27 protein-coding genes, 2 tRNA genes and 5 pseudogenes are annotated in these 23,517 nt (G+C 36.7%); 17 read left to right on the top strand and 17 right to left on the bottom strand.

Features of this window, described 5'->3' with window-relative positions; all coding sequences use genetic code 11:
- Positions 1-200: 200 nt before the first annotated feature.
- The 7 genes and pseudogenes from DYY66_RS08055 to DYY66_RS08025 all read left to right on the top strand — a co-directional run bounded on the left by DYY66_RS08055 (position 201) and on the right by DYY66_RS08025 (position 4,467).
- Positions 201-1,043, top strand: a complete 843-nt coding sequence (locus tag DYY66_RS08055; RefSeq protein ID WP_166287923.1) for an FAD-binding oxidoreductase — start codon at positions 201-203, stop codon at positions 1,041-1,043.
- Between the two features lie 47 nt (positions 1,044-1,090).
- Positions 1,091-1,164: transfer RNA gene (locus DYY66_RS08050), tRNA-Pro, on the top strand.
- A gap of 241 nt (positions 1,165-1,405) precedes the next feature.
- Positions 1,406-1,828: a hypothetical protein gene (locus DYY66_RS08045; protein ID WP_309223991.1), complete on the top strand. Its 423-nt coding sequence runs from the start codon at positions 1,406-1,408 to the stop codon at positions 1,826-1,828.
- A gap of 36 nt (positions 1,829-1,864) precedes the next feature.
- Positions 1,865-2,782, top strand: coding sequence for a branched-chain amino acid transaminase (locus tag DYY66_RS08040; protein WP_166287917.1), 918 nt, complete (start codon positions 1,865-1,867; stop codon positions 2,780-2,782).
- Between the two features lies 1 nt (position 2,783).
- Positions 2,784-3,718 (top strand): annotated as a pseudogene (locus DYY66_RS15290) (Gfo/Idh/MocA family protein).
- Complete coding sequence (locus DYY66_RS08030) at positions 3,715-3,984, top strand: Trm112 family protein (RefSeq protein ID WP_166287914.1); 270 nt, start codon at positions 3,715-3,717, stop codon at positions 3,982-3,984. The pseudogene DYY66_RS15290 and the gene DYY66_RS08030 overlap by 4 nt, the downstream one beginning before the upstream one ends.
- 6 nt (positions 3,985-3,990) lie before the next feature.
- Positions 3,991-4,467, top strand: coding sequence for an acyltransferase (locus DYY66_RS08025; protein ID WP_166287911.1), 477 nt, complete (start codon positions 3,991-3,993; stop codon positions 4,465-4,467).
- On the opposite strand, the gene DYY66_RS08020 is transcribed toward DYY66_RS08025, so the two are convergent.
- From DYY66_RS08020 to DYY66_RS08000, 5 genes are read right to left on the bottom strand one after another with little or no spacing between them, the layout of a single operon-like run.
- Positions 4,464-4,697 (bottom strand): hypothetical protein, encoded by a 234-nt coding sequence (locus DYY66_RS08020; protein WP_166287908.1) that lies wholly within the window; start codon positions 4,695-4,697, stop codon positions 4,464-4,466. The two genes, DYY66_RS08025 and DYY66_RS08020, sit on opposite strands and share 4 nt — an antisense overlap.
- Positions 4,694-5,686, bottom strand: coding sequence for a glycosyltransferase 4 family protein (locus DYY66_RS08015; protein ID WP_166287905.1), 993 nt, complete (start codon positions 5,684-5,686; stop codon positions 4,694-4,696). Before DYY66_RS08015 ends, DYY66_RS08020 begins: the two co-directional genes overlap by 4 nt.
- Complete coding sequence (locus DYY66_RS08010) at positions 5,686-7,809, bottom strand: DEAD/DEAH box helicase (RefSeq protein WP_166287902.1); 2,124 nt, start codon at positions 7,807-7,809, stop codon at positions 5,686-5,688. Before DYY66_RS08010 ends, DYY66_RS08015 begins: the two co-directional genes overlap by 1 nt.
- Positions 7,806-9,887: a minichromosome maintenance protein MCM gene (locus tag DYY66_RS08005; RefSeq protein WP_166287899.1), complete on the bottom strand. Its 2,082-nt coding sequence runs from the start codon at positions 9,885-9,887 to the stop codon at positions 7,806-7,808. Before DYY66_RS08005 ends, DYY66_RS08010 begins: the two co-directional genes overlap by 4 nt.
- Positions 9,884-10,270, bottom strand: a complete 387-nt coding sequence (locus DYY66_RS08000; protein WP_255496393.1) for a DNA replication complex GINS family protein — start codon at positions 10,268-10,270, stop codon at positions 9,884-9,886. Before DYY66_RS08000 ends, DYY66_RS08005 begins: the two co-directional genes overlap by 4 nt.
- A gap of 426 nt (positions 10,271-10,696) precedes the next feature.
- Between DYY66_RS08000 and DYY66_RS07995 the strand changes: the two genes are divergently transcribed.
- Positions 10,697-11,650: a replication factor C small subunit gene (locus tag DYY66_RS07995; RefSeq protein WP_166287896.1), complete on the top strand. Its 954-nt coding sequence runs from the start codon at positions 10,697-10,699 to the stop codon at positions 11,648-11,650.
- Positions 11,651-11,653: 3 nt separating this feature from the next.
- On the opposite strand, the gene DYY66_RS07990 is transcribed toward DYY66_RS07995, so the two are convergent.
- The 4 genes and pseudogenes from DYY66_RS07990 to DYY66_RS14680 form a co-directional block, all read right to left on the bottom strand.
- Positions 11,654-11,737 (bottom strand) — tRNA-Ser (locus DYY66_RS07990).
- 102 nt (positions 11,738-11,839) lie between these two features.
- Positions 11,840-12,153, bottom strand: a pseudogene (locus DYY66_RS07985) (ferredoxin family protein); the annotation flags it as partial.
- Between the two features lies 1 nt (position 12,154).
- A partial coding sequence (locus tag DYY66_RS07980) for a ferredoxin family protein (protein ID WP_166287950.1) occupies positions 12,155-12,461 on the bottom strand: 307 nt, incomplete at its 3' end.
- A 41-nt stretch (positions 12,462-12,502) separates the two neighbouring features.
- Positions 12,503-12,737 (bottom strand): annotated as a pseudogene (locus DYY66_RS14680) (ferredoxin family protein); the annotation flags it as partial.
- Positions 12,738-13,022: 285 nt separating this feature from the next.
- Here DYY66_RS14680 and DYY66_RS07970 point away from each other — a divergent pair.
- Positions 13,023-13,694 (top strand): translation initiation factor IF-6, encoded by a 672-nt coding sequence (locus DYY66_RS07970; protein WP_166287890.1) that lies wholly within the window; start codon positions 13,023-13,025, stop codon positions 13,692-13,694.
- On the opposite strand, the gene DYY66_RS16345 is transcribed toward DYY66_RS07970, so the two are convergent.
- Both DYY66_RS16345 and DYY66_RS07960 read right to left on the bottom strand, forming a co-directional pair.
- Complete coding sequence (locus DYY66_RS16345; protein WP_166287887.1) at positions 13,678-13,926, bottom strand: His/Gly/Thr/Pro-type tRNA ligase C-terminal domain-containing protein; 249 nt, start codon at positions 13,924-13,926, stop codon at positions 13,678-13,680. The genes DYY66_RS07970 and DYY66_RS16345 overlap by 17 nt on opposite strands.
- A 297-nt stretch (positions 13,927-14,223) precedes the next feature.
- Positions 14,224-15,053, bottom strand: an 830-nt coding sequence (locus DYY66_RS07960; protein WP_255496396.1) for an ATP phosphoribosyltransferase regulatory subunit, incomplete at its 3' end; no start/stop codon positions are given.
- A 108-nt stretch (positions 15,054-15,161) separates the two neighbouring features.
- Between DYY66_RS07960 and DYY66_RS07955 the strand changes: the two genes are divergently transcribed.
- Positions 15,162-15,578 (top strand): archease, encoded by a 417-nt coding sequence (locus tag DYY66_RS07955; RefSeq protein WP_166287884.1) that lies wholly within the window; start codon positions 15,162-15,164, stop codon positions 15,576-15,578.
- A 40-nt stretch (positions 15,579-15,618) separates the two neighbouring features.
- Positions 15,619-15,999, top strand: a complete 381-nt coding sequence (trxA, locus tag DYY66_RS07950; protein ID WP_255496391.1) for a thioredoxin — start codon at positions 15,619-15,621, stop codon at positions 15,997-15,999.
- Here trxA and infB read toward each other — a convergent pair.
- Genes infB through glmM form a run of 6 tightly spaced genes read right to left on the bottom strand, consistent with a single transcriptional unit; the run spans position 15,996 to position 20,396 of the window.
- The gene (gene infB, locus DYY66_RS07945; protein WP_166287881.1) at positions 15,996-17,780 is read right to left on the bottom strand and encodes a translation initiation factor IF-2; all 1,785 of its coding nucleotides are present in this window, start codon (positions 17,778-17,780) and stop codon (positions 15,996-15,998) included. The two genes, trxA and infB, sit on opposite strands and share 4 nt — an antisense overlap.
- 6 nt (positions 17,781-17,786) lie before the next feature.
- Positions 17,787-18,188, bottom strand: a complete 402-nt coding sequence (ndk, locus tag DYY66_RS07940) for a nucleoside-diphosphate kinase (protein ID WP_166287878.1) — start codon at positions 18,186-18,188, stop codon at positions 17,787-17,789.
- A gap of 1 nt (position 18,189) precedes the next feature.
- Complete coding sequence (locus DYY66_RS07935) at positions 18,190-18,393, bottom strand: 50S ribosomal protein L24e (protein WP_148694572.1); 204 nt, start codon at positions 18,391-18,393, stop codon at positions 18,190-18,192.
- Between the two features lie 6 nt (positions 18,394-18,399).
- Complete coding sequence (locus DYY66_RS07930) at positions 18,400-18,606, bottom strand: 30S ribosomal protein S28e (protein WP_101477902.1); 207 nt, start codon at positions 18,604-18,606, stop codon at positions 18,400-18,402.
- Positions 18,603-18,989 (bottom strand): 50S ribosomal protein L7Ae, encoded by a 387-nt coding sequence (gene rpl7ae / locus DYY66_RS07925; RefSeq protein ID WP_157928517.1) that lies wholly within the window; start codon positions 18,987-18,989, stop codon positions 18,603-18,605. Before rpl7ae ends, DYY66_RS07930 begins: the two co-directional genes overlap by 4 nt.
- Before the next feature lie 60 nt (positions 18,990-19,049).
- Entirely contained in the window at positions 19,050-20,396 is a 1,347-nt protein-coding gene (gene glmM / locus DYY66_RS07920) for a phosphoglucosamine mutase (RefSeq protein ID WP_166287875.1), read from the bottom strand.
- 442 nt (positions 20,397-20,838) lie between these two features.
- Between glmM and DYY66_RS14675 the strand changes: the two are divergent.
- From DYY66_RS14675 to DYY66_RS07890, 6 genes and pseudogenes are all read left to right on the top strand, one after another.
- A pseudogene (locus tag DYY66_RS14675) lies at positions 20,839-21,041 on the top strand (formyltetrahydrofolate deformylase); the annotation flags it as partial.
- A 115-nt stretch (positions 21,042-21,156) separates the two neighbouring features.
- The coding region (gene purN, locus DYY66_RS07910) for a phosphoribosylglycinamide formyltransferase (protein ID WP_166287944.1) at positions 21,157-21,850 on the top strand (694 nt) is incomplete at its 5' end.
- Positions 21,847-22,557 (top strand): creatininase family protein, encoded by a 711-nt coding sequence (locus DYY66_RS07905; RefSeq protein WP_166287869.1) that lies wholly within the window; start codon positions 21,847-21,849, stop codon positions 22,555-22,557. The genes purN and DYY66_RS07905, both read left to right, overlap by 4 nt.
- Positions 22,558-22,617: 60 nt before the next feature.
- On the top strand, positions 22,618-22,848 hold the full coding sequence (locus tag DYY66_RS07900) for an LSm family protein (protein WP_101009335.1): 231 nt from the start codon (positions 22,618-22,620) through the stop codon (positions 22,846-22,848).
- 7 nt (positions 22,849-22,855) lie between these two features.
- Positions 22,856-23,023: a 50S ribosomal protein L37e gene (locus DYY66_RS07895; protein WP_148694592.1), complete on the top strand. Its 168-nt coding sequence runs from the start codon at positions 22,856-22,858 to the stop codon at positions 23,021-23,023.
- Positions 23,024-23,517 (top strand): annotated as a pseudogene (locus tag DYY66_RS07890) (hypothetical protein); the annotation flags it as partial.

The raw sequence follows: 23,517 nt of genomic DNA, 5'->3' as shown, positions 1-23,517 counted from the left end.
GTGGGATTTGAACCCACGATCTCACCCATGCCAAGGGCGTATCCTACTAGGCTAGACGACCGGCCCATATTCAACCAGAATATTACATCTGATTTGCATTAACTTTTTTTGAGAGGTTATTAACGTTTAGTGTAAATCAAAAATTTAGGACACAAAATAGCAACATAAGATATTTAACTATCTAAATCAAAAATCCTCGCGTGGTCGTAGACAGCAAAGCAATAATTTCATACATACAAATTCAGAAGGAAGACTTAGCAGTTTTCAGATTCAAACCAAAAGAAGGTGGAGAAGTACCGCAATACAAGGCTGGACAATTTCTTACACTTGGAGCACATGTAGCAGCAGAAAACAAGATTATTCGAAGAGCATACTCAATTGCATCAAATCCAGAGAACAGAAATTATATTGAATTATACATAAGATGGGTAAGAAAACCACTTCCAGGACGTCTTACTACAGTATTATTTAGTGCAAAAGAAGGAGATGAGATAATTTGGCTAAAACCAACAGGTCCTTTCACCATAGAAGAGAAGAAACCAGACGGTGAACCAGACAATAGAAGAATAGTTTGTCTTGGGGGTGGTACAGGTCTTGCTCCATTTCTCAGTTATGCAAGACATCTACATGCAATAGGAAGTAAAAGAGAGATTGTAGTATATCATGGCGCAAGCTATGTTGATGAATTAGGTTACAGAGATGAATTAACCAAACTAGAAGAAGAAAGTCTTGACAGAGGAAAAGACAAGTGGAACTTCAGATATAGATCAACCATTAGTAGACCAGATGAATGGTTTAACAGGACTTGGAACGGTCACAAAGGCAGAGTAGAAAGTTTCTTACAGTCAAAAGATGGGGAAATGTCTCCACTTGAAAAGATGGTTGGCGAGAAAGTCACAAAAGATAACACAGTATTTTTCATATGTGGCTGGCAAGGAACCATAGATGGTTGTTTAGATGTATTGACACCAAAAGGCTTTGTCACAGAAAGAAGTAAGAGAGCAGACAAGAGCTTTGAAATAAAATACGAGTCATACGGCTAGAAAGATTCTTTGAAAGAATAATATTCTATTACCATAGCGAGTCTTACAGGGACGTAGGTTAGCTTGGTAGACTGCCAGCCTCGGGCGCTGGATGTCGTGGGTTCAAGTCCCATCGTCCCTATTCTTGCAGGCATCCTAACAATTCCAAATAAATGATTGAAATATGACACGAAAATACAGAAAGGCGATTGGCAACAGCAATCTATCTAGCGCATCTAAATCCGGTTACCAAAGCCCACGTAGAGATCATCAATGAATTAAAAAACGAAAATCAAGTAAGAGTCCTACCAGTAATATTCATGAAAAATGGTAAGGAGATCAATAGTAGAAGTTTCCCTTTTAGTTATGAATTGAGGAAAAAAATGCTCCAAGCGGTATTTGACAGCAGTGTCACAGTTGTTCCAAATTATACATTTTATGCACCATTTGCAAAATACATGCCTCCAATGTTATCGCCTTATTCTTGGAAAATAAAAAAACAGATTCTGGATGGAACAGCAACAGATTATTTCACATATACTGGAGACAAAGCTGAAGGTTTTGTGCTCAACCTATACGGACTCAACCCCCGAGTAGGTAAGAGAAAAGAAACCTCGGCATCTTCTGTAAAACAAAAAATGTTTGATTCAGCAATGGGAAAAGATACGGATTGGGAAGATTATGTTGAACCCGAGGTAGTACGAATAATACATGATAATTGGGAAGTTGTAAAGAAATTTGCAAATGCAGAGGATCTTACATATAGAATACTAGGAATGAAGTTTCCCAGTACAGGATTCTGGTAGAAATAGATTAATTATAGACAGATTCGGTTTTTCAATATGAAACCTTTTGTTCCAAAATTTGTCTGGTTCGATGGAAAACTGGTAAGAGATGAAGATGCCAAAGTCCCAGTCATGACTCATGCCATACATTATGGAACTTCAGTTTTTGAAGGACTGAGAGGATATTGGAATTCCAAAAACTTGAATATTTTTAGATTACAAGATCATATCAAGAGATTTAGGAATTCAGGAAAGGTGTATTCAATTGCTCTTAGATTTACAGACAAAGAAATTGCTAATGCAATAATTCAGATTTGTAAAAAAAATAATGTGAAAGAATCATGTTACATAAGACCATTTTACTTTGTAGGCAAACATGGAATTAATCTTCATGTAACCGATAACACTCCAACGCATACAGCCATAGTTATGTTTCCTTTTGGAGAACTGTTTAACAGAAATGGAATCAAAGTAGGCATATCTTCATGGAGACGAATCCATGACATTTCCACACCGCCACTTGCAAAAATGGGTGGAAACTATCTCAATTCCATACTAGCAACACAAGAATCAAAGAGAAATGGTTACGATGAAGCCATATTATTAGATCATCTAGGAAACATAAGTGAGGCACCTGGAGAAAACATATTCATCATAAGAAATGGAAAGTTGCTAACACCCCCACCCAGTTCATCAGCATTGGAGGGAATAACAAAAGATTCCGTAGTCAAGATAGCAGAAGATCTTGGATACCAGATAGTAGAACGCGAAATTCCCAGAACCGAGATTTATTTTGCTGACGAAGTATTTTTGACTGGTACTGCAGCAGAAATAAGTCCGGTCATCTCAATAGATGGTAAAAAAGTTGGAGATGGTAAAGTTGGAAAAATTACAGAAAACATTAGAAAAGTCTATTCAGATATAACCATGGGTAAAAACAAGAAATACTCAGAGTGGATAACACCGGTGTATTAGGATGAAGATAGTTCAGATAGGCACAGGTGGCTTTGGAAAAAACCACGCTAGAATTCTTTCTCAACTTGGAGTTCTCTCAGCCATATGTGACATGAATGCTTCCAGAGCAAAAGAGTTTGGTGAAAAATATTCAGTGAACCATTATTCATCTCTAGACACTCTTATGGATTCAGAAAAATTTGATGCGGCATTTGTATGTACACCTACTTCCACTCATTTTGATCTAGCAAGAAAGCTCCTAGAACAAAAGAAAAATGTTTTTGTGGAAAAGCCAATGACTTATCTTTCTAGAGAAGGTGAAGACTTGTTCAAATTAGCCAAGAAAAATAAAGCAATTCTCACAAGTGGATACATTGAACGATTCAATCCAGCTGTTCACTTGTCAAAGAATACGTAAAAACAAAAAAGTATGGCGAATTGATCATGCTAGAATTCCACAGAGAGAATAGAATGCCAAATCACATAAAAGATGTAGGAATTATCTATGATACTTCAGTACATGATATTGATACTGCCATGTGGTTATTTGATGACGTACCAGAAGTGGTGTTTGCAAGGTCTGGAAAAATAAGACATGAGCATGAGGATTTTGCAACAATAATGCTTGGTTTCAAAGATAACAGGGTTGCAATCATATCATCAAACTGGATTACCCCAATTCGAGTAAGAAAATTCAATGCAGTGTGTGGAGATGCCATAATTTCTTCAGATTTTATTACACAAGAGGTAAAAATTGAAACTAGTTCAGGAGCAGAAATACCTAGAAAGGAAACCGAAGAGCCTTTACTTTTAGAGATAAAAAATTTCATAGCTGCAATAGAAGGAAAAGAGAGCATAAGAGTAAAAGCAGAAGACGCAGTGAATACAACCAAGATTGCAGAAGCGGCACTTTTATCTAGCCAGAAAGGAACTCCAATTTATCTGGGTTTAAAATGAACAAAAAATTAATGGAAATCCTTGCTTGCCCAATAGACAAACACTTTCCACTTGAGTTAGTGGAATTGTCCTCAAAAGACGAAGTTGTTTCTGAAGGTACGATATTTTGTTCAAAGTGTTCTAGATACTATCCAATAATAGAGGAGATCCCCATAATGTTGCCTGATGAATTAAGAGACAAGAACCAAGATATCGAATTCTTGACTAAACACAAAGGTACTCTTCCAGATAAAATTGTTACAAAAGGCGTTCCATGGCACCTGTGATACTAGATGGTAACCAATTTCATTTCTGAAAAAGCAAAACTTGGAAAAAATGTAAAGGTATGGCATTTTGCATATGTGGGAAACGATACTGAAATTGGAGATAATGTCAAGATAGGCTCGCTTGCACATGTTGATTACAATGTCAAGATAGGAGAGAATACTATGATAGAGGGACTTGTTTACATACCACCACTTTCAAGAATTGGAAAAAATGTCTTCATTGGCCCTGCTGCATCTCTAACTAATGATCCATATCCTGCTAGCAAAAAGATGATAGGAGTTACCATAGAAGATGGGGCAGTAATTGGCTCAAGAGCAGTCATAAAGGCAGGAGTCAAGATAGGAAAAAACAGCGTAGTAGCAATGGGAGCAGTAGTAACAAAAGATGTTCCGCCCAATTGTGTAGTAGTAGGAGTTCCAGCCAAGGTCAAGTATTCAAGAGAAGAATACGACAAGAAAAAGAAAAAGTGGGAAGACAGTTAGTGACTAATTTGCTTGTGAAATATCCAGTTCTTTATTTTTGACATTATCAAGATCCAAATTACTACAAGCATAATTGCGATACCAGCTTTTACTGCAGAGTCTATTAGATTATCCAACTTGCCAAAGCCATGTATTGAGATATGCGCAATTATTGGTACAATCAATGCGCCTCCTGCAATAATCAACAACCACATGACAAATATGTAGAAAAAAATCGGAATTCCTCTCATAGCTTAACTCCCATCATAAAAGATGTTATTATTGCAAGCGCTGCAGAAAATAAAGCAAGTTTGAATATTACAAATCCCACTTGTTTCTCTGTAAGAGGCCCATTTGCGAGGATCAATCGTACAAGAGTAACAGGAGCTGATTTATCAATGCTTGCCATTAGCTTGAAGTCTTCAGTATGTACAACGGGGTTTGCTTTTATCTGCCTATGTTCAATTATTCTTTTTACGCTAGAAAGAAAGAGAAAAGAGTTTATCACTGCAGGAAGTAATGCGATTGCGGCAACGATTTCAACATGACCGACAATAGACAATGTACCATACATTGCGCCAAGAGTTAGTGCACCAGAGTCTCCTGGAAATATCTTACTTGGAACTTTATGGTATTTGTAAAATGCTAGAGATACAAACCCAAGAGGTAAACTTGCCAATGCAACATCATAATTGTGTACAATGACAAGACAAATGGTAAGAGCAAAACTTGCAATGGTCATAAATCCACTTGCAACACCATTTAGTACATCGATAGAATTTATTGTATTTCCCATTACCGGAATGATGAAAATTATCAGTGCCAAATAGAGTTCTGGGATCTTGACTGAGCCAAATAACGGAAATGCAAGATGTGGATCATATGTTCCAAGCAAAATAATAGGCAGTGCAGAAACTGCAAGCGCTAATGGTTTGAACCATCCTCCAAGTACCTTTCTATCGTCAGCCAAACCAACAAGAAAGGCTAGGGAGGTTGTTACTATAATTGCCAGTATGGCGGTAGAAGGAAAAAAGGCATATAGTGTAAGTTCAGAAGCCAGAATTCCTGCAAGAATAGAAGGCCCTCCAGGACGTGCAACCATTATTGCAACCTCTTTGTTATAGTCTTTTACAATCATATTTTTTTTTGTCAATACTTTGATCAGACTAGGAGTAATTGCATAAACAGTAACAAATGCCACTGCTGAGATCAGTATTGCGATGATAGTTCTATCCAGCATCATCTTATCTTTTTAAGATGTGTCTTTATGTTTTCTGCAACAAGTGGTCCTATCTTATCCATTTTGGCTAGCTTTTCAACAGATATTTTGGTCAGATCCTCTGTTGTTTTTATGCCATTCTTGAATAGTATTCTGGCCCTAACTCTTCCAATTCCTTTTATTTGTACCAAATCAACGAGTTCACCTTTTATGCCATATACTACTCTGGACCTCAATGAATCAATCTCGGTCAGGATCTCATCTTTTTTTTCTAGTTTTGCGATTTCATAAAGAGCATGAATGAGCCAGTCTGCAGTCTCTGCCATCCTATGCATATCACCAGATTCTATACCAAAATTATCAGACAGAAATATCTCGCTTGATTCATTTATCCAAGCATGTATTGCAAGAAGACTTCGGTTACAATCGTATTCGGATATAGGTTCTATTAATTGATCAGCATAATTTTCAATCAAAGTGCCTACAAACTCGTAATCTTTATTTCTTAATGAAAACTTGGGGAAAAAATCTTCGGAAATTGTAATCAGATGTAACAAGCCAAGAGCATGTCCTTTTGTTGAAATTCTTTCCAAAGACTTTCTAAACAATACTGCTGTCAGAGGATCAATATACAAAGTAGAGGTTTTTTTGCCAAATTCTGTAGCTATGTATCTATCTCCTTTTTGCTTTACAAGATCTTCTGATTCTAGATATCTCAGAGATATCTGAATGTGGAACTTTATTGTGGTTTTTCTTTCTTGAGAACCTGAAAGTGTTTTTGAAAAAAATTCCACAATATTTTCTCTCTTAATGCCAGGATTTGTAGATATAAAACTGAGAAGATGTATTCTTAATGCCTTGTCTCCCGTAAGTTTGGAAGAGATTGGTTCTGGAGTTCCGTTAATGTAATAGTCAAAGATTTCATCTCCATTTGAGTTGCCTACAATTATTGCTTCGCCGTACTTGTCATATTGCGGTCTGCCTGCACGACCACACAGTTGTTTGTACTCCAATATGCTAATCGGTTTGTTAGTACCATACTTTGCGTCGTACCTAGCCAAACTAGCAATAACTACTCTTCTCGCTGGAAGATTCACTCCTGCAGCTAAGGTAGGAGTAGATGCCAAGATCTTTATTCTTTTGTTTCTAAATTCAGATTCAATCAAATCCCTACAATTAGAATTAAGACCAGCATGATGAAATGCCACACCATTTTTAATTAGACTGGCCAGAGTTTTAACAAGTTCAGTATGTTCATTATCATCTAAAATTTTTTGGGAAATTTTTTCTAGCGTTTCTTTTTCTTCGTTGTTTAATGTCTTTGATACAGCTTCTGATGTCTTTGTAGCAAGTGATACAGAACGAGTTCTAGTTTCTGCAAATAAAATCGCTTGACCCCCATTATTTAGTGAGTCTAGCCCCAAGTCAACTGGCGGTCCTCTGATGCTTGTCTGGATTTCAAATTTTTTGTTGTCTTGCATAGTTACTACACCTTGATCATAGACTCCTTCGGACAATGGAACTGGTCTCCATTCACTATGAACTAGTTTGCACTCTAACCAATCAGCAATTTCATCAGCATTAGTGACAGTAGCACTAAGAGCCAGTATTTGTGGTTTTTTTGGCAAAAGTTTTAGCTTTGTGAGTACGATTTCAAGGGTTGGTCCCCTGTCATCATCTCCCAACAGATGAACTTCATCAGCAATTACAAGACTTATTTGATCTATCCATTCAGCACCCTGTCTTATTATAGAATCCATTTTTTCATTAGTTAGTACAAGTATGTCATTTTGACCTAGATTTTTTTCAGATGCATCAAAATCACCTGTAGATATTTGGATTTTTAGATTCTTGCCAATATCAACAGAACCAAGTTTTTTAAATTCATTGAACTTTTCTGATGCCAAGGCCTTTAGAGGACTGAGATAAACTATTTTGCCTCTCTTTTCAGATAGGTGTCTTATTATTGCAAGAATTGCAATCAATGTCTTGCCGCTTGCAGTAGGCGCAGAGACCAGTATACTCTTGCCTTCAAGCAATCCAGCTTTTACTGTCTTTTCCTGCGGTGGATATAGATTCACATATCCATTTTTTTGCAGAAATTCAATTGTAGAAGGAGGAATATCTAACTGCTCTATTTTCATACCCGGTTATAATGACCAGGTTTTGATTCATAAATAGCTGACTCTCTTTGCAATTTTTTAAGGTATTTTCTTGCTTCATCTTCTGTGAATTTATCAGTCTTGATTAGTTCTTTAACAAATGCTTTTTCTTCAACTGGTCTCTTTTCATCACCTTCAAGTGATTTCATTACATCCATGAATAGTTGCATTTTTGAGACCTCACTATGAGGACGACCTTGGAGAACTCCCAGATCAACTTTTCCAGTATTAACATCAACTCCTGCATCTTGTAACATGCTTTGCATAAGGAATATAGCTCGTTCTGCATCCTCTCCATCAACTTGTGTTTTCATCAACAATCTGGCTCTTGCTGTTGCCAATCTCACAAGTCCTTCTAATTGTCTAGGTGTTACTGTGATCATTCCTTCAGATTCCACATTTCTCATGGTCATGTAGTAATTTAGGATTAAATCTTCTGCTTCTGGAGTGAGGTTTGGATCAAATCTCTTTGCATACGATAGATATTTTGTGAGAATGTCAACATCAATTAGGGACTTGGTGTCAGTTCCTGACACTCTGTGTAAATTCAATATGTGTCTTGCAATTCTTGTGTCTCTTTCTTTTGATGGAATATCTCTGACAACAAAGATGAGATCAAAACGTGTTAAGAGTGGAACTGGGAGATTAACGTTCTCGGTGATATTCTTAAAAGGATCATATTTGCCAAACATCGGGTTTGCCGCAGCCAAGATTGAAGTTCTGGCATTCAATGTTGCTACAATTCCACCTTTTGCAATGCTTACAGATTGTTGTTCCATCGTTTCATGTAATGCACTTCTGTCTTCTGGTTTCATTTTATCAAACTCATCTATACAGACAAGACCTTGATCTCCCAGTACTACGGCACCTGCTTCAAGCATCATTATACCAATTTTATCCCTAACAACTGCAGCTGTTAATCCTGCTGCGGTTGAACCTCTTCCAGAGGTATAAAGTCCTCTTGGAGCAATTCTTGCACAGAATTTCAACATTTCACTTTTTGCAGTACCAGGATCACCCACCAAAAATACGTTGATATCTCCACGAATTTTAGCACCGTCTGCAAGGATTTTTTGAGTAGATCCTACAATTAACAATAAGATGGCTTCTTTAATTATATCATGTCCGCTCACATGTGGTGCAAACGAGGCTACTAACCTGTCATAGATATCATTATTTTTAACAAGTGATTTGATTATTCTCTCTTCATCAGGTGAGATCTCTTCTCGTTCGGTACTTCTAGAAGTTTTATTTCCACGTCCACGATGAAATTCTATGTTATTACCTTGAACTCGCAATCTGTAGATACCGCTTTTTCCTCTCATTGAAGGAATGTGTTCTTGTTCAATTCTTACAATTCCTGTCAGTATGATACGATCTCCCGGTCTTGCGTTATCAACCAAGTCTTGTAAAACTGTGACATCAAGATAGTGAGGTAGTTGACCTGGAGGCAAATCTTCTGGTAATTCTTGGAGCCTCACCATTTGAAAATCAATGAACTTACTTTGTTCTGGACTTATCTCAAGATCTCTATGAGTACATTTTCCATTATCACATTTTAATGGCTCTTTAAACTCTAGACCTTTTTCTTGAACTCTCACAGTCTTGTGGTTATCAGGACAAAAGTAGACTAGTTCTTTTGCAAGGGGTTTGATTTCAGAAGATCTAACTACCATTCCAGATACACTTATCACTTTTCCAATTACCTCTGCATTTACTTCACGCAAGCTTCGATGTGATGGATAGTTAGAAATTCTTACTCTAATATCATGACGAATTTTTTCTGCATATTGTGGAAATCTTTCTTTGAGAATGTCTTTTATTGCTCCGCCAAAGGCTCGAAGTATCTCGTCAGGATCAGTAGTAAATACAGACTCAATTTCCGGATATGAAACTAGATCATTATAGTCAACTACAATGTATTGTGTTTTCTTTGCCATCATTTGATCTATTTCGTCAACATATTTGTAAGCGTCAGACTTGTCTTTGAACTGACTAAGAAAATCTTTCACTTGATCTTGAAGTTTACTCTTTGAAATCGATTCAGACTGTGCGGTCATTTTTTATCACCCATTATTTGTTGTTTAAATTCGGCACTATTGTTATGGATATAATCAAACAATGTTCTTTCTTCAATTGTTAACTTTTTTGCCAAATCAGCAGTCATTTTGGAGGAATCTGCCAGTCTGATTATTTTTCCTTGTCGTTTACGAATAAGAGAATTCAACATGCTTTCTATTTTATCACGGTCTTCTTGTGGAAGTCTTCGTGTGAATGAATTCACTTTGATATAGAAATCAAGATCTAATGTAGAGAGATCAAAGTCACCTTGTACATTTTCTTTCATGACTGCCTGTTTCAAGGCTACAATCATATCAGTATCTTGTACTTCAACTAATTTTTCTGAGGACAGTACTTCAGCTATCCATCTAGAGATACTCAATATTTCTCCTTGTTTAGCTTCAATTGACGTCAATGGTGCTTCTATTTTGAGATCATGACCAAAATTGACTTTAACATCCTGTAAGCGGTATCCTATACTATGTACCTGTATGAGCTCTGAAATGTGCAATTTAATCGATCCTCCTTTGAGCCGCTAAAGGGATCGATCGATCAATTCTATTAACCATTTAGTTCGATCATTTGATCTAGATTCTATCTGTACAAATTTGTTCCTGTTCATAACTGACATACTTGCTTTCTCATTTAACATGTGAGGAGTAACCATCATAGCAATGAGAGTCTTTTTCAATCATAATAACGATTGGTCATATAGTAATACCCAACTTTGCTTCAGATCTACATTAATAATTTACAAACACAGTTTCTTAGACTTAATTTTATTAGTAAGTGAAAGACGTATGTCCCTATGACTGAATCTTCGATGTGGGTCGAAAAATATCGCCCGACCAAGATCTCATCCATCATAAATCAAAAAGAGATAGTGGGTAGTCTTCGATCTCTTTTGAAGAACACATCAGAGATGCCCCATCTGTTATTCTCGGGTTCTGCAGGAGTTGGCAAGACTACAACTGCATTGTGTCTTGCAAGAGAGATTTTGGGAGAATCATGGCACGAACATACCTTGGAATTGAATGCTTCTGATGAACGTGGTATCAACATGGTAAGAGAAAGAGTAAAGAAATTTGCAAGATTTTCAGGTTTAGACACTAGTATTCCTTTCAAGCTCATAATTTTAGACGAAGCTGATGAGATGACCTCAGACGCCCAGACTGCTTTAAGAAGAATCATCGAAGACACTGCAAAGCATTGTAGATTCATAATGATCGCAAATAACATATCAAAAATTATAGATCCACTCCAGAGCAGATGTGCTGTTTTCAAATTTACACGAATATCAGAAGAAGACGTAATCAACCACTTGGAAGAAATTTGTAAGAAAGAGAAGGTAAAATATAATCAAGAGGGTTTGAAAACTTTGTATCAGAATTCAGAAGGTGATATGCGTCATTCCATAAACATGTTGCAGGCCGCAGCAAGCATTGGAATGATTAACGAAGATAATGTAACAGCCTCTGCAGGACTTTCTAAAACAAGTGATGTAAGCATTGTTTTAAAACTTGCACTTGGAGGAAAAATTTCAGAAGCTAGGAACAAAATGATTGAACTTATCAAAGTATATGGAATGTCAGAGTCTGATTTTTTGAAATATCTAAATGAAGAGTGTTATAGAATCAAGACCACACATTTGTCAGAGATGTTAGAAATCATAGCAAAATATGATTACAGGTTAATCATAGGAGCTAACCCAGAGATCCAGTTGTCTGCATTATTGGCAGAACTTGGAAATATAGAAAAATAATAGCGCAGAGAGAGGGATTTGAACCCCCGGGTGCTTGCGCACATAGGCTCTCAAGGCCCACGCCATGCCGGGCTAGGCGACCTCTGCGAGTTTTTTTTGTAAGGACTGGTTAAAATTTGTTTAAGATCATGTGTTTTGTAGACATCCGTAGGGATTATCAAATAAGAAAAAGAAAAGGGACGAAAAATTCTAGTGGTGTGCGTGTGGATTGGCAGAACCGGTTTCCATTTTTGTAAAGGTTCCAGCTGCTTTCTCATGGTGTTCTAAGTTAGATTGGTCTACCTTGATGGCTTGTGGAGGACAAACTGAAACACATGCCATGCACCAAATGCAGTCATGTTCTCTAATAGGATCAGCCTTGTCAGTGTAGTCCTTTCTGTGTTCTTTTTCAGATTCACCAGTTCCAGCAAATGTTGCATCTACTGTCTTCATTGCAGGAATATCTTGTTCTGTTCTATACCATTGGAAAACTTGGACTGGACATGCTTCAATGCATGCACCGTNCATCTACTGTCTTCATTGCAGGAATATCTTGTTCTGTTCTGTACCATTGGAAGACTTGGACAGGACATGCTTCAATGCATGCGCCATCTGCAACACATGAATCCCAATCTACAGCTACCATTGTACCACTTACACCTACTGGTTCGATTTTTTCTCCTCGAGCCTTGAAGGACTCGATGCAATTTTCATCTTTTGAGGCTTCTGCTAATCTACCAGGGCCCCATCTAAAGTGAAAATGCTCACCATCGGCGTGATTTATTTTTCCAATTGGTTTCATACCTTTTGGAAAATCTTCTGGTATCGGCATAGTTTTTTGTCGCAGGGTATGTTATTTAAACCTAGACAAAATTAAGTAAATTTTGCAATCTCTTTTTCGTGTATGTCTTGATTTAACTGATCAACCTTGATTGCTTTTGTAGGACAGACTTCAACACAGGCCATGCACCAAATGCAGTCTGCTTCTTTTACAGGATTTGCTTTGTCAGTGTAATCTTTTCTATCATTTCTACCCGTTTCACCAGGATTTTTGTACCATTCAAAAACTTTGACTGGACAGCTTAGTAAGCAAATTCCATCAGCAATANAATCCCAGTCTACAGCTACAAATGTGCCGTGCACTCCGATTGGTTTGATCTCTTCACCTGCAGCCTGAGAATCAGCTTTTACTTTTGGATCTGTTGACGCTTCAGCAAGGCGTCCAGGACCCCATACCAGATGATAATTTTCACTCAGAGGATCTTTGAATTTTTCAATCACATTATGATTTGCAGGAAAATTTTGGTCTATAGGCACAATATCCGAGATTATTGTTAGTTATTTAAAGTGTATACAAGATAAATTCATATCTTTCACAAATCGCCCTAGTTTATTGGGAATTTTCAAATATGATGTATATCGCAATCCTAACGTCGGTATCTATGCCAAGTGTAATGACAAATTTGTTTTCATACCAAATGGATTTGCGTCTACAAAAGCAAAAAACTTGGCAGAGTTTTTAAAAACTGATTATGTATTCACATCAGTAGCAAATACAAGATTGCTTGGACCAATGATGGTAGTAAATAACAGAGGACTTTTGCTTCCACATAATTGTCACGAAGAAGAGATATCACATTTAAAAAAATCAACTGGGCTAAATGTTGACATACTTGATACAAAACACACTGCATTAGGGAATCTGATTTGTGCAAATGACAAGGGAGCAGTCATGTCACCACTTATTCCAACAGAATATGTCAAAAAAGTTGAGGATGTGTTAAGAGTAGAGGTGATAAGAAAAAGAGTTGCAGGGTATCATCAAACGGGTGCAATGACGGTAGCAAATTCTAAGGGCGGAGTAATTCATCCATCAACAGAAGAAGAAGACATTAAAACGATATCACATGTATTGGGCGTAGAATTAGAGCCTGCAACTATTAACGGTGGATCTCCCTATCTTTGTTCAGGCATGCTTGTAAATAACAACGCTACAGTAGTAGGAGGACTCACAAACGGTCCAGAGCTTGTAATGCTGACAAAGGCATTCAGAGTTGAAGATTAGATTTTACATCATTTAACAGAACATCAATCTTTACCTGTTTTTCAGAACCGTCTTCCATATTTCTGACGATTACACAATCATCAGCATATTCCTTTGGAGCAACTATTATGACACGCTTTGAAGTAGAAGCAATTTCCATCTGTTTTTTCAATGATTTTCCAGATAGCTCTACATCAGTGGGAATACCCAGTAGCCTTAGTTTAGAAGCTAGACCAATTGCGATTTTTTGCATATCATCGTTAACAAAAACCACAGATATTCTGGATTCTAGCAGATCTGTTCCTACATTCTGTTTTTCTAATAACAGTGCAATTCTTTCTACTCCTNGAAGCAATTTCCATCTGTTTTTTCAATGATTTTCCAGATAACTCTACATCCGTAGGAATGCCCAGTAGCCTCAGTTTAGAAGCGAGACCAATTGCGATTTTTTGCATATCATCGTTAACAAAAACCACAGATGTTCTGGATTCTAACATATCTGTACCTACATTCTGTTTTTCTAATAACAGAGCAATTCTTTCTACTCCTNACATCAAAGTTTCTTTCAAACACTTCAAAGACAATTCCAGAGTAGTAATCAAGACCTCTTACTATACCAAAATTTATCCTGACATTATGCACGCCACGATTTTTCAACGTATCAAACAATTGTAGAATTTTGTTCCAGTTTTTTATTTGACTCGTATCAATTTCTTTTTCGATTTCCTCAGGAAGTCCTTTGATCTCAGAGAATTTTAGAATTTGTTCTAATTCTGGTACAGAGTAACCCTTTTCCTGATATTCTTTAATGATATCCTGTTTTCTCTTTTTTTGAATCTTATCAACGGCTCGTAGAATATCTCCAATTACATCAGGTGACTCAGATTTGAAGATACTTCGCACATAGGATTCAACGAGTTCTCTGTCACAGATATCAATTACAATATTTTCAAGTCCTAATCTAGTCAAGAATTTAGATGTAAAATCAATTATTTCAGCATCAGATTCTATGCTTGGTTCTCCATAGATCTCAATGTCCCACTGATGAAAAAATCTATACCTGCCTTTTTGAGGCTCATCATAACGCCATACACCGCCAAATGTAGAAATTTTGGCAGGTAGTCGCATAGATTTTTGCGAGGTAGCAAAACGTGTAAGACCAATTGTAAAGTCAAAACGTAATGCAACTTCTCTGTTTCCTTTGTCGGTAAAGTAATAGATTTCATTTTTTATTGACGGTCCACTTTTGGTTTCGATTACAGATAACAATTCAATTGGAGATGGTTCCATGTATTGAAAACCAAACAGATTTGATGTTTCAATGAATTTTTGACGCACGTATTCAATTGTATAGGATTCCTTTGATTCTATATCTCGCATACCGCGTGGAAGTTCCAATTTCAAGACTCATTCTTTTTCTAATGCATTTAGACTTTCTGATTAGAAAAATCATTGTTAGAATAAATAGTGCACTAGAGACCTCAATTCATGGCTTATCGGTATCTAGATCACATGACAGATGCGTTCATTGAGGTCACTGGAGATACGATGGAAAAGGCCTTTGAAAATGCAGGCATATCAGTAGTGGATACAATTATTGATATCAAGTCAGTTGAGAATAAAGAAGAGCGAAAAATTGAGATTCATGAAGACGACCTGAAGGGTTTACTCTATAGCTGGCTTGAAGAGATAATTATTCTTACAGTAACAGATGGATTTGTGGGAAAAACATTCAATGTCAAAGTAACAAAAAATGACAAGTATCATCTGGTAGCAAAAATCATTGGAGAGGAGATCAATTTTGAAAAGCATCATTTCAAGATGGAGATCAAGTCACCCACGTATCACTTGATGGAGATCAGAGATGAGAAACCTGTTTTGATGCGATTTATCCTCGATCTCTAGATTAAATTATTAAATAGCTTTTATCTACAGCAAATCAGGTTTGGTAGACGAAGAATTAGAAAAAATTATGAAAAAGAAGTTAGAAGAGATGAAGTCGTATAAAGAACCAGAAATTCCCGATCTTACAGATTCTAATTTCGACAAAGCTATAGTTGGCGATACTCCAGTGATTGTAGATTTTTGGGCTACTTGGTGTGGTCCATGTCAGTTCATGTCTCCGATTTTTGAGAAAATTTCAAAAAAATACAAAACCATCAGATTTGCACGTGTTAATGTCGATAATGCTCCAGGCATATCGCAGAGGTATGGAGTTTATTCAATTCCAACATTTATCGTATTCAATAATGGTGAGCCTGTTGACAAGGCAATGGGAGCAGTAGGAGAACCTGGATTAAACATGCTTGCACAAAAATATGCCTAGTAAGCATAAAGCGGATTAACTTTTCTCTGAATTTCTATTATTTCACGAAGAGTTTGGAATTCCTCAGGACTTAGTTTATGTGAAAATGTTTTGAGCAACAATTTTGCTTCCGGAGATGGTGGGAAAGAATAAAGAACATCTTCTTCAGATATTTGCCTACCTATTGTTACATTTTGAATTGAGACAGCTACCTCTTTACCTTTTTTTGCAACATCAACACTCTTACCATTCTCTTGTATTTGATGGACGACTCCAATTTTCCTACCATCTGAATTCATGACAGATACTTTTTGCTTCAATACGCCTGCATCTACTAGAACTCCAAAAACTGCAGGATTATTCTTTCGGAATACAAAACCTTTGAGAAATGTAAATTTGCATATAGGTGTGAGTTCCTGAAAAATTGCATTTTCTTCATTTGCAGTATCGTCTTGAACCCAATTGACATAGTTATCAATCAAGCTGTAGATTACTTGATCATGGAAGATCTTGATGTGGTTAGCTTCTGCCTCCTCTTGAGCATCTTGCAAAATTTTTACATTAAATGCTATTATCACGCCCAAATGTCTATCATGTTCTTTTATTGCTAGTGCTTCCATTACATCCCGTCGTGTAACAGGTCCGATATCTGCAGTGGATACGGATATGTTCTGTTTTTTCAACATGTCAGTTAGAGCTTCTAGAGAACCAATTGTATCACATTTTAGGATCACTCCTTTTGTATCAGTTTTTATAAAAACCGACTTCATTTCTGATTCTATTAATTTCTTAAATTCCTCAATCTTTGATTCATCAGTGGTTGCATATACAGGACTTCCAGGAAGTACGCCCTCTAGATCTGGTGATGCAATTTTGATTCCAGCCGCTGCAACTACCTCATTTACAGGTCGAAATTTATCCCTAGGATCACGCATCTCATCAAGAGGTTTTGGAAGAAGTATAGCTTTGGGTTTTGTAACTATTACAGAATCCCTCTTGGCAACTAGAATAGTATCACTTTTTTTCAAAGTTCCATCAATTAAGATAATGTTTGCAGTCATTCCAAGTCCAATCTCTTCTTTGACCTCAAGAACTATGCCTCGGGTTTGTTTCTCAGTCTGGTCTAGTTTTTTTTGCATGTATTGTTGTGTTAGTCCAACCAAGACCGCAAGTAATTCTGGCATTCCTTCCCCACTTCTGGCACTGACTGGTACTATTGCTACTTCTTTTAAGAAATCTTTTACTCGGTAAAACGCCTCCGAGTTGTATCCTAGAACCGACAATGTTCCTACCACATTATACAGTAATTCATCAAGAGCAGTTTGTACAAACGGATCTTGTTCCTTGACAGATTGTGAAATAAACTTTGTAGGAGGATTTTTTTTCCAGCCAGAAATCATGTCTACTTTATTCAATGCTATTACAAATGGAACTTTTCTATTCTGTAGAATTTTTAGACTTTCATTAGTTTGTGGTTGAAATCCTCGGTTTACATCTACAACAAGAATAGCAATATCTGCTGCAGAACCACCTCTTGCTCTTAGATTTGTAAATATTTCATGTCCTGGGGTATCAATGACAAGTAAACCTGGGATTTCTTGATTTTCTCCACCCATTTTTGCAAAAAGAGGTCCACAAACTTTCTTTAATGTTTCAGTAGGAAGAAAACTTGCACCAATGTGTTGTGTGATACCTCCAGCTTCTCTTGCTTGTACACCTGTACCTCTTATCTTGTCTAGTAGAGATGTTTTACCAGAGTCTACGTGACCCAGAACTGCGACTATGGGCTGTCGTATTTGCAACTGCCTTCACTTGAATACCACAGCTATTTCTTTTTCAAAACTTTCCTTAGAATCAGAAGCATGTATGATATTATCAGAAATGCCCAATCCAAAGTCTCCACGTATTGTTCCTGGTGCAGCATCAAATGATTTGGTTGAACCTATCATGAGTCTGGTTGTTGCAATTGCATTATTTCCTTCTACAATAGCTGCAACCACACTTCCTGATGTGATAAAAGAAACTAATTCGCCAAAAAATGGCTTTGTATTATGTGCAGAATAGAATTCTTCTGCCATTTGTTTTGTAAAAGTAAACATTTTCAATTTCAAAATATTAAATCCCTTGTGTTCAAATCTAGAGATAATATCTCCAACTAGTTTTCTTTCTACGCCATCTGGCTTTACGATAAATAATGTCTGCTCAGTCATTTTACTTTTTGACCTTTATTCCGCCTTTGACATATTTATTAGTCCACTTGAGCCTTCTTGGATCACGCTTTAGGACTAGCATGTTCTTTTTGCATTTTGAAGAACAGAACCAAAATACTGAACCGTCATTTTTTACAAGCATAGTACCTGAACCTTTTGCTACAGGTCTATTGCAAAAACTACAAGGCTTGACTAGAACACTCAATTTTTATCACTTTATCTTTCTCGCTTCACGTTCTGTTTCTCGTAATATTAGAATGTCAGACATTCTGACGGAACCTTTTACATTTCTTGTGAGGATTCTTCCTCGGTCTTTACCATCTAGTATCTTTACTCTAACTTGAATAACTTCACCAGCAATTCCGGTTCTTCCAACTATTTGTATAACTTCAGCAGAGGTAGGAACTTCAGTACTCATTTGCTAGCTTGACCACCTTTTATCTGCGACAATGATGCCACAATTTGGTCTACAATATGTTGAGCATCTCCAGAATCTAGTATCGCAGCAGCAGCAGAGGTAACATCAATTCCCAGAGACTTGCCTAGATCCTGTCTACTTGGAACAAAGCCATATGGAATTCCGTGCTCCTCACATAGTATAGGAAGGTGAGCAACTACCTCTGGTGGCTCTACATCTTCTGCAATAATCACCAGTTTACTTATTCCTCTTTCGATTGCTTTAGTAACTTCGTTGGTACCTTTCTTTACTTTACCACTTTGATGTGCGACTCTTACAGCCTCATAAATTGGGCTAACCAAGTCAGTTGGCACCTGAAACTTTACGTAATAAGCCTTAGCCACATGTATCACCCATTGGGATCATTTCCATTCCTTCTGTCTTTTCTATTGGTTTTAAAAGTGTTATCTGTCAAGTGTTGTCTTTACCTTTTGCATGTATTTTGCAAAAATTTCATCTAATTTAGATTGAGAAGAGGATTCAGCATAGATTCTAGCTATTGGTTCAGTCCCACTCAATCGTACCATGATCCAACTAGAGTCATCTAATGACAATTTAATTCCGTCAGTAAGATCTTTTTTGTAAGGTTCTGTTTTTAGAATTTTAACTATTTTTTTGAAATCATCTCTTGAACACTCTATTTTTCCTTTAGTGGTAAAAGATGGAGGTAGTGCATCCATTTCTTGTGATAAAGAATTTTTGCTACTTGCCAAAAGATCAAGCAATATGGCCATAGTCATAGAACCATCTCGGACTTGATTATGTTTACCATACATGAAACCGCCATTTTCTTCAAAACCAATAATTGCATTTTCCTCCACCATCTTACGCGAAACTTCGACACTGCCAACTCTAGTTCGTAAAACGTGAGATTGTGATTCTGCTGCTATTTTTTCTATAACAGATGTAGAATTAACAGATGTAACTATCTTGGATTGTGGTTGTTTTTTTATAATATATTTAGATAAGAGTAATGCAGATCTGTCACCTGTAAGAATTTTTCCAAATTCATCACAAAAAATACTCCGATCTCCATCTCCATCAAATGCTATCCCAAGATCAGCCTTTGATTTTATTATCATGTCTGAGAGTTTATCTAAATTTTGAGGAGTTGGTTCTGATCCTCTGCCTGAAAAATTGCCATCAATTTTTTCATTTATTAAGACTGTCTCACATCCAAGTTCCTTACATAAAGTAGGAGCCGTTACTGCCTGAGCACCATTACCAAGATCTAACACTATCTTGAGTTTCTGTGATCTAATTTTACCCACATTGACTCGTTTCTTTATTCCAGAAAGATACGTATTGATAGCATCAGATTCCTTTGTGATGGAACCAAATTTCTTTGCAGTCCTCCATTTTTTTGCAAAGTAAAACTGTTCTACTAGGAGTTCAGATTCTCTTGAGATCTCAATTCCATCGTTTGCTATAACCTTCAGTCCATTATACTGTGGTGGATTGTGTGATGCGGTTATCATGATTCCTCCATTATAACCAAGTTGTCGTGTAGCAAATTGTAAACACGGCGTAGGAACTAGACCGCATATTGCAGAATCCAGACCCGCTGAGCTAAGCGCTGCAGTTACTATTTTTGATATAGCTACACTTGATTCTCGTCCATCATAGCCCACTAAAATTGGGCCTTTTTTGAAAAAACTTGCAAGCGACAGAGTAATTTTTGAGATAAAATCAAGGGTAAGATCTTCCCCAAATACCCCTCGTATACCATTAGTTCCAAATAATTTTGCCATAACTAACCATCAACAATAGATAAATTTGTCTTAAAAGTCATGGTGCATGCGGGAGTTGCCAAGCCTGGTCAAAGGCGCAGGGCTTAGGACCCTNACCTATTGAACTATACAAAGCTGCATTTCTTTGTGATTACGAAAATGAACGCTACAAAAGTTATTTGAACACTCGTAGCAATGCCAATCTCCTATTGTAGAACACACCTTGCAAATTTTTACAGGGTTGTTGTGATCATAGCTATTTCCTCTATTATGTGACCTGTGAGTAGTTTTTTGTTTGTCCATCATTCTTCCTCATTTAAGTTAAAATTTGAAAAGCTCCTATCTTCCCATTCAACAACACATTACAGAATTATGATATCTAGTTGGACTAGCATTCTTACATTACGTCATATTCCAAAAGGCTATTTAAGTATTAATAAGTGCAGTATGTCTAACAGTTAGAATGGACAAGACAATTGTAGAACTTGTTGTAGTTGGAAAGGATCATGAAGGTGTAGTAGCAGGTTTCACTAATTTCATTTTTCAAAATAATGGAAACATAGAGAAGATTAATCAAAATGTTGTAAAGGGACTTTTTGGAATGTACCTAGAAGCATCTTTTACAAAAAAACTCGACGTAAAAAAATTCAGTAAAGAAGCAGAAGGNAAGAGGCAGAGGGCCTGGCAAAGAATCTCAAGATGGAAGTCAATATTCACTATGAAGTAGCAAAAAGAAAGAGAGTAGCAGTTCTAGTAACAAAAGAACCCCACTGTCTTGAANAAAACTTGATGTAAAAAAATTCAGTAAAGAGGCAGAAGGCCTGGCAAAGAATCTCAAGATGGAGGTTAACCTTCACTATGAAGTATCAAAACGAAAGAGAGTAGCAGTACTTGTAACAAAAGAACCTCACTGTCTTGACGCTATACTAGATGCAAGAACAAAGAATAAGATCAAAGGAGAGATTGTGGTATTAATAGGCACAGAAAATACTTTGATGCCCATAGCAAAAAGGGCAAACATTCCATTTGTTTTGATCGATGAAAAAGATCAGTCAAAAGCAGAAGAAAATATAATTTCAGTCATAAAGAAATTCGATGTTGACCTAATAGTACTTGCAAGATACATGCGAATACTTTCTCCAAATTTTGTATGGAGATACCCCAACCGAATTATTAACATACATCCATCATTGTTACCTGCGTTCCCGGGTGCCTTTGCTTATGTTCAAGCATATGAACGAGGTGCAAAAATTGTAGGATGTACCGCACATTATGTAACTGAAGATTTAGATCAAGGGCCCATAATTTTTCAAGATGCTTTTGCCATAGATGAAGATGAAACTTTAGAATCTTTGAAAAAGAAAGGACAGAAATTAGAAGCTAGTACATTATTAGAGGCTGTCAAAATGCATCTTGACGGGAGATTAGAGGTATATTGGGGCAAGGTACATGTCAAACCCAAGAGATCTAAATGATAGTAAGAGACCTTGTAAATACAGACATTCTCAAACTGGCAAAGAAAGGATCAGTAGCGCTTATTCCTGTTGGATCAATTGAGCAACATGGTCCTCATCTTCCCATATCCACAGATTCTGACATAGTTTCACATATAGCAAAACAGGTCTCTGACAAAAATGGATTTTTGTTATTGCCTACACTTCAATACGGAGTCTCATTTGAACACCATCCATTTTTTAATCTGAGTATATCAGATGCTACTTTAGAAAAAACTTTAGTTGATTTGTGTATTTCATTATCAAAAAACCATGTAGATACAGTCGTTATTCTCAATGGTCATCATGGGAACCTAAATGCATTAAAAAAACTATCAGCCAAAGTTTCCAAGAAAGGCATCAAACAACACATCTTCGTTTATTCATATTGGCACTTTATGAAAAGAGAGTTTGATCATGCGGGATTTGTTGAAACCTCAATCATGTTAGCAATATCAAACAAAGTACAGATGAAAAAAGCCCAAAAAGGACTAATCTCTGATAACTTGTCAAAGAGTAAATTGAACAAACTCAGCAAGAAAGCAAACAAATCGTTTATTTCAGTAACAAAAAATGGTGTCTGGGGAGATCCAACTAAAGCTACACAAAAGGCCGGAAAAGTGATTTTGAATGAAATAATCTCAAATTTGGTAAAAGAGAGTCAAACTTGCCTTACCGGAATAGGTTGAAAGTTTCACCAATGAAATTTTAATATATACCCTCCATAGAGTGGGTAATAAGTGAAATAAATGTCAGTAGATATGGCAGTAAAAGTACTTGATGAAAGCCTAAACAAGGTTGTGCTTATCAAGCTGAAAGGCGGCAAAGTGATAAGAGGTAACCTTCATGGTTTTGACCAACACATGAACCTGCTACTTGAATCTTCAGAAGAGATCCCTTCTGAAGGAGAGACAAAAAGCCTTGGAACCATAGTTGTCAGAGGAGACAACGTAGTTATCATATCTCCTCCACCAAAGTGAGTGAATTATGACAAAAGGTACCACCTCAATGGGAGGCTACACAAGGAAACACGTACACATCAGATGTAGAAGATGTGGAAAGAATGCTTATCACATACGACACAAAAGATGTGCTAGCTGTGGTTTTCCTGAGGCCAAGATAAGAAAATACACCTGGATCAAATGGTATACCTAGATGGAAGAAATAGCGCTAGTTTTTAGCTCTATCGCAGGCGCATGCACCGCAGTTGCATTAGATAAAGTTCCAAAAATAAAACGCAAAAAACAAACTCCAACTATTAATTCTGCAATTACAAATCAATTACATTCACTAAGAATGGAAAAAGAAATTCTATCAAAAACTATTACAAGACTCCATCAACAAGAGTCAGATGTTACAAAAATTCAAAAAGATAAACTACTTCTTCGTTATCAGCATCAACTTGGAACAGTAATCACCAAGATTGAGAAACTCGAAAATATAAGCAAGTATCCAGATTTCGGCCCAGTTGGAGATAGTTTGATTTCTCTAATGGATAATAGACTATCACAATTAGACCAGAGATTACATGAGATTTCTTCAAAGATTACATTAAACACAATAGTTCAACCCAAACAAGCAGAGAAATCCGTAGAGACAATACTGGAAAGCCCTCAAGCCAAGAAAATAGAACCAAAGATAGAGATACA

It is taken from the genome of Candidatus Nitrosotalea sp. FS (assembly GCF_011319475.1).
GTDB lineage: Archaea > Thermoproteota > Nitrososphaeria > Nitrososphaerales > Nitrosopumilaceae > Nitrosotalea.
Note: the sequence above shows the minus strand (reverse complement) of the source record. Positions and strands in the feature narration are given on the sequence as shown.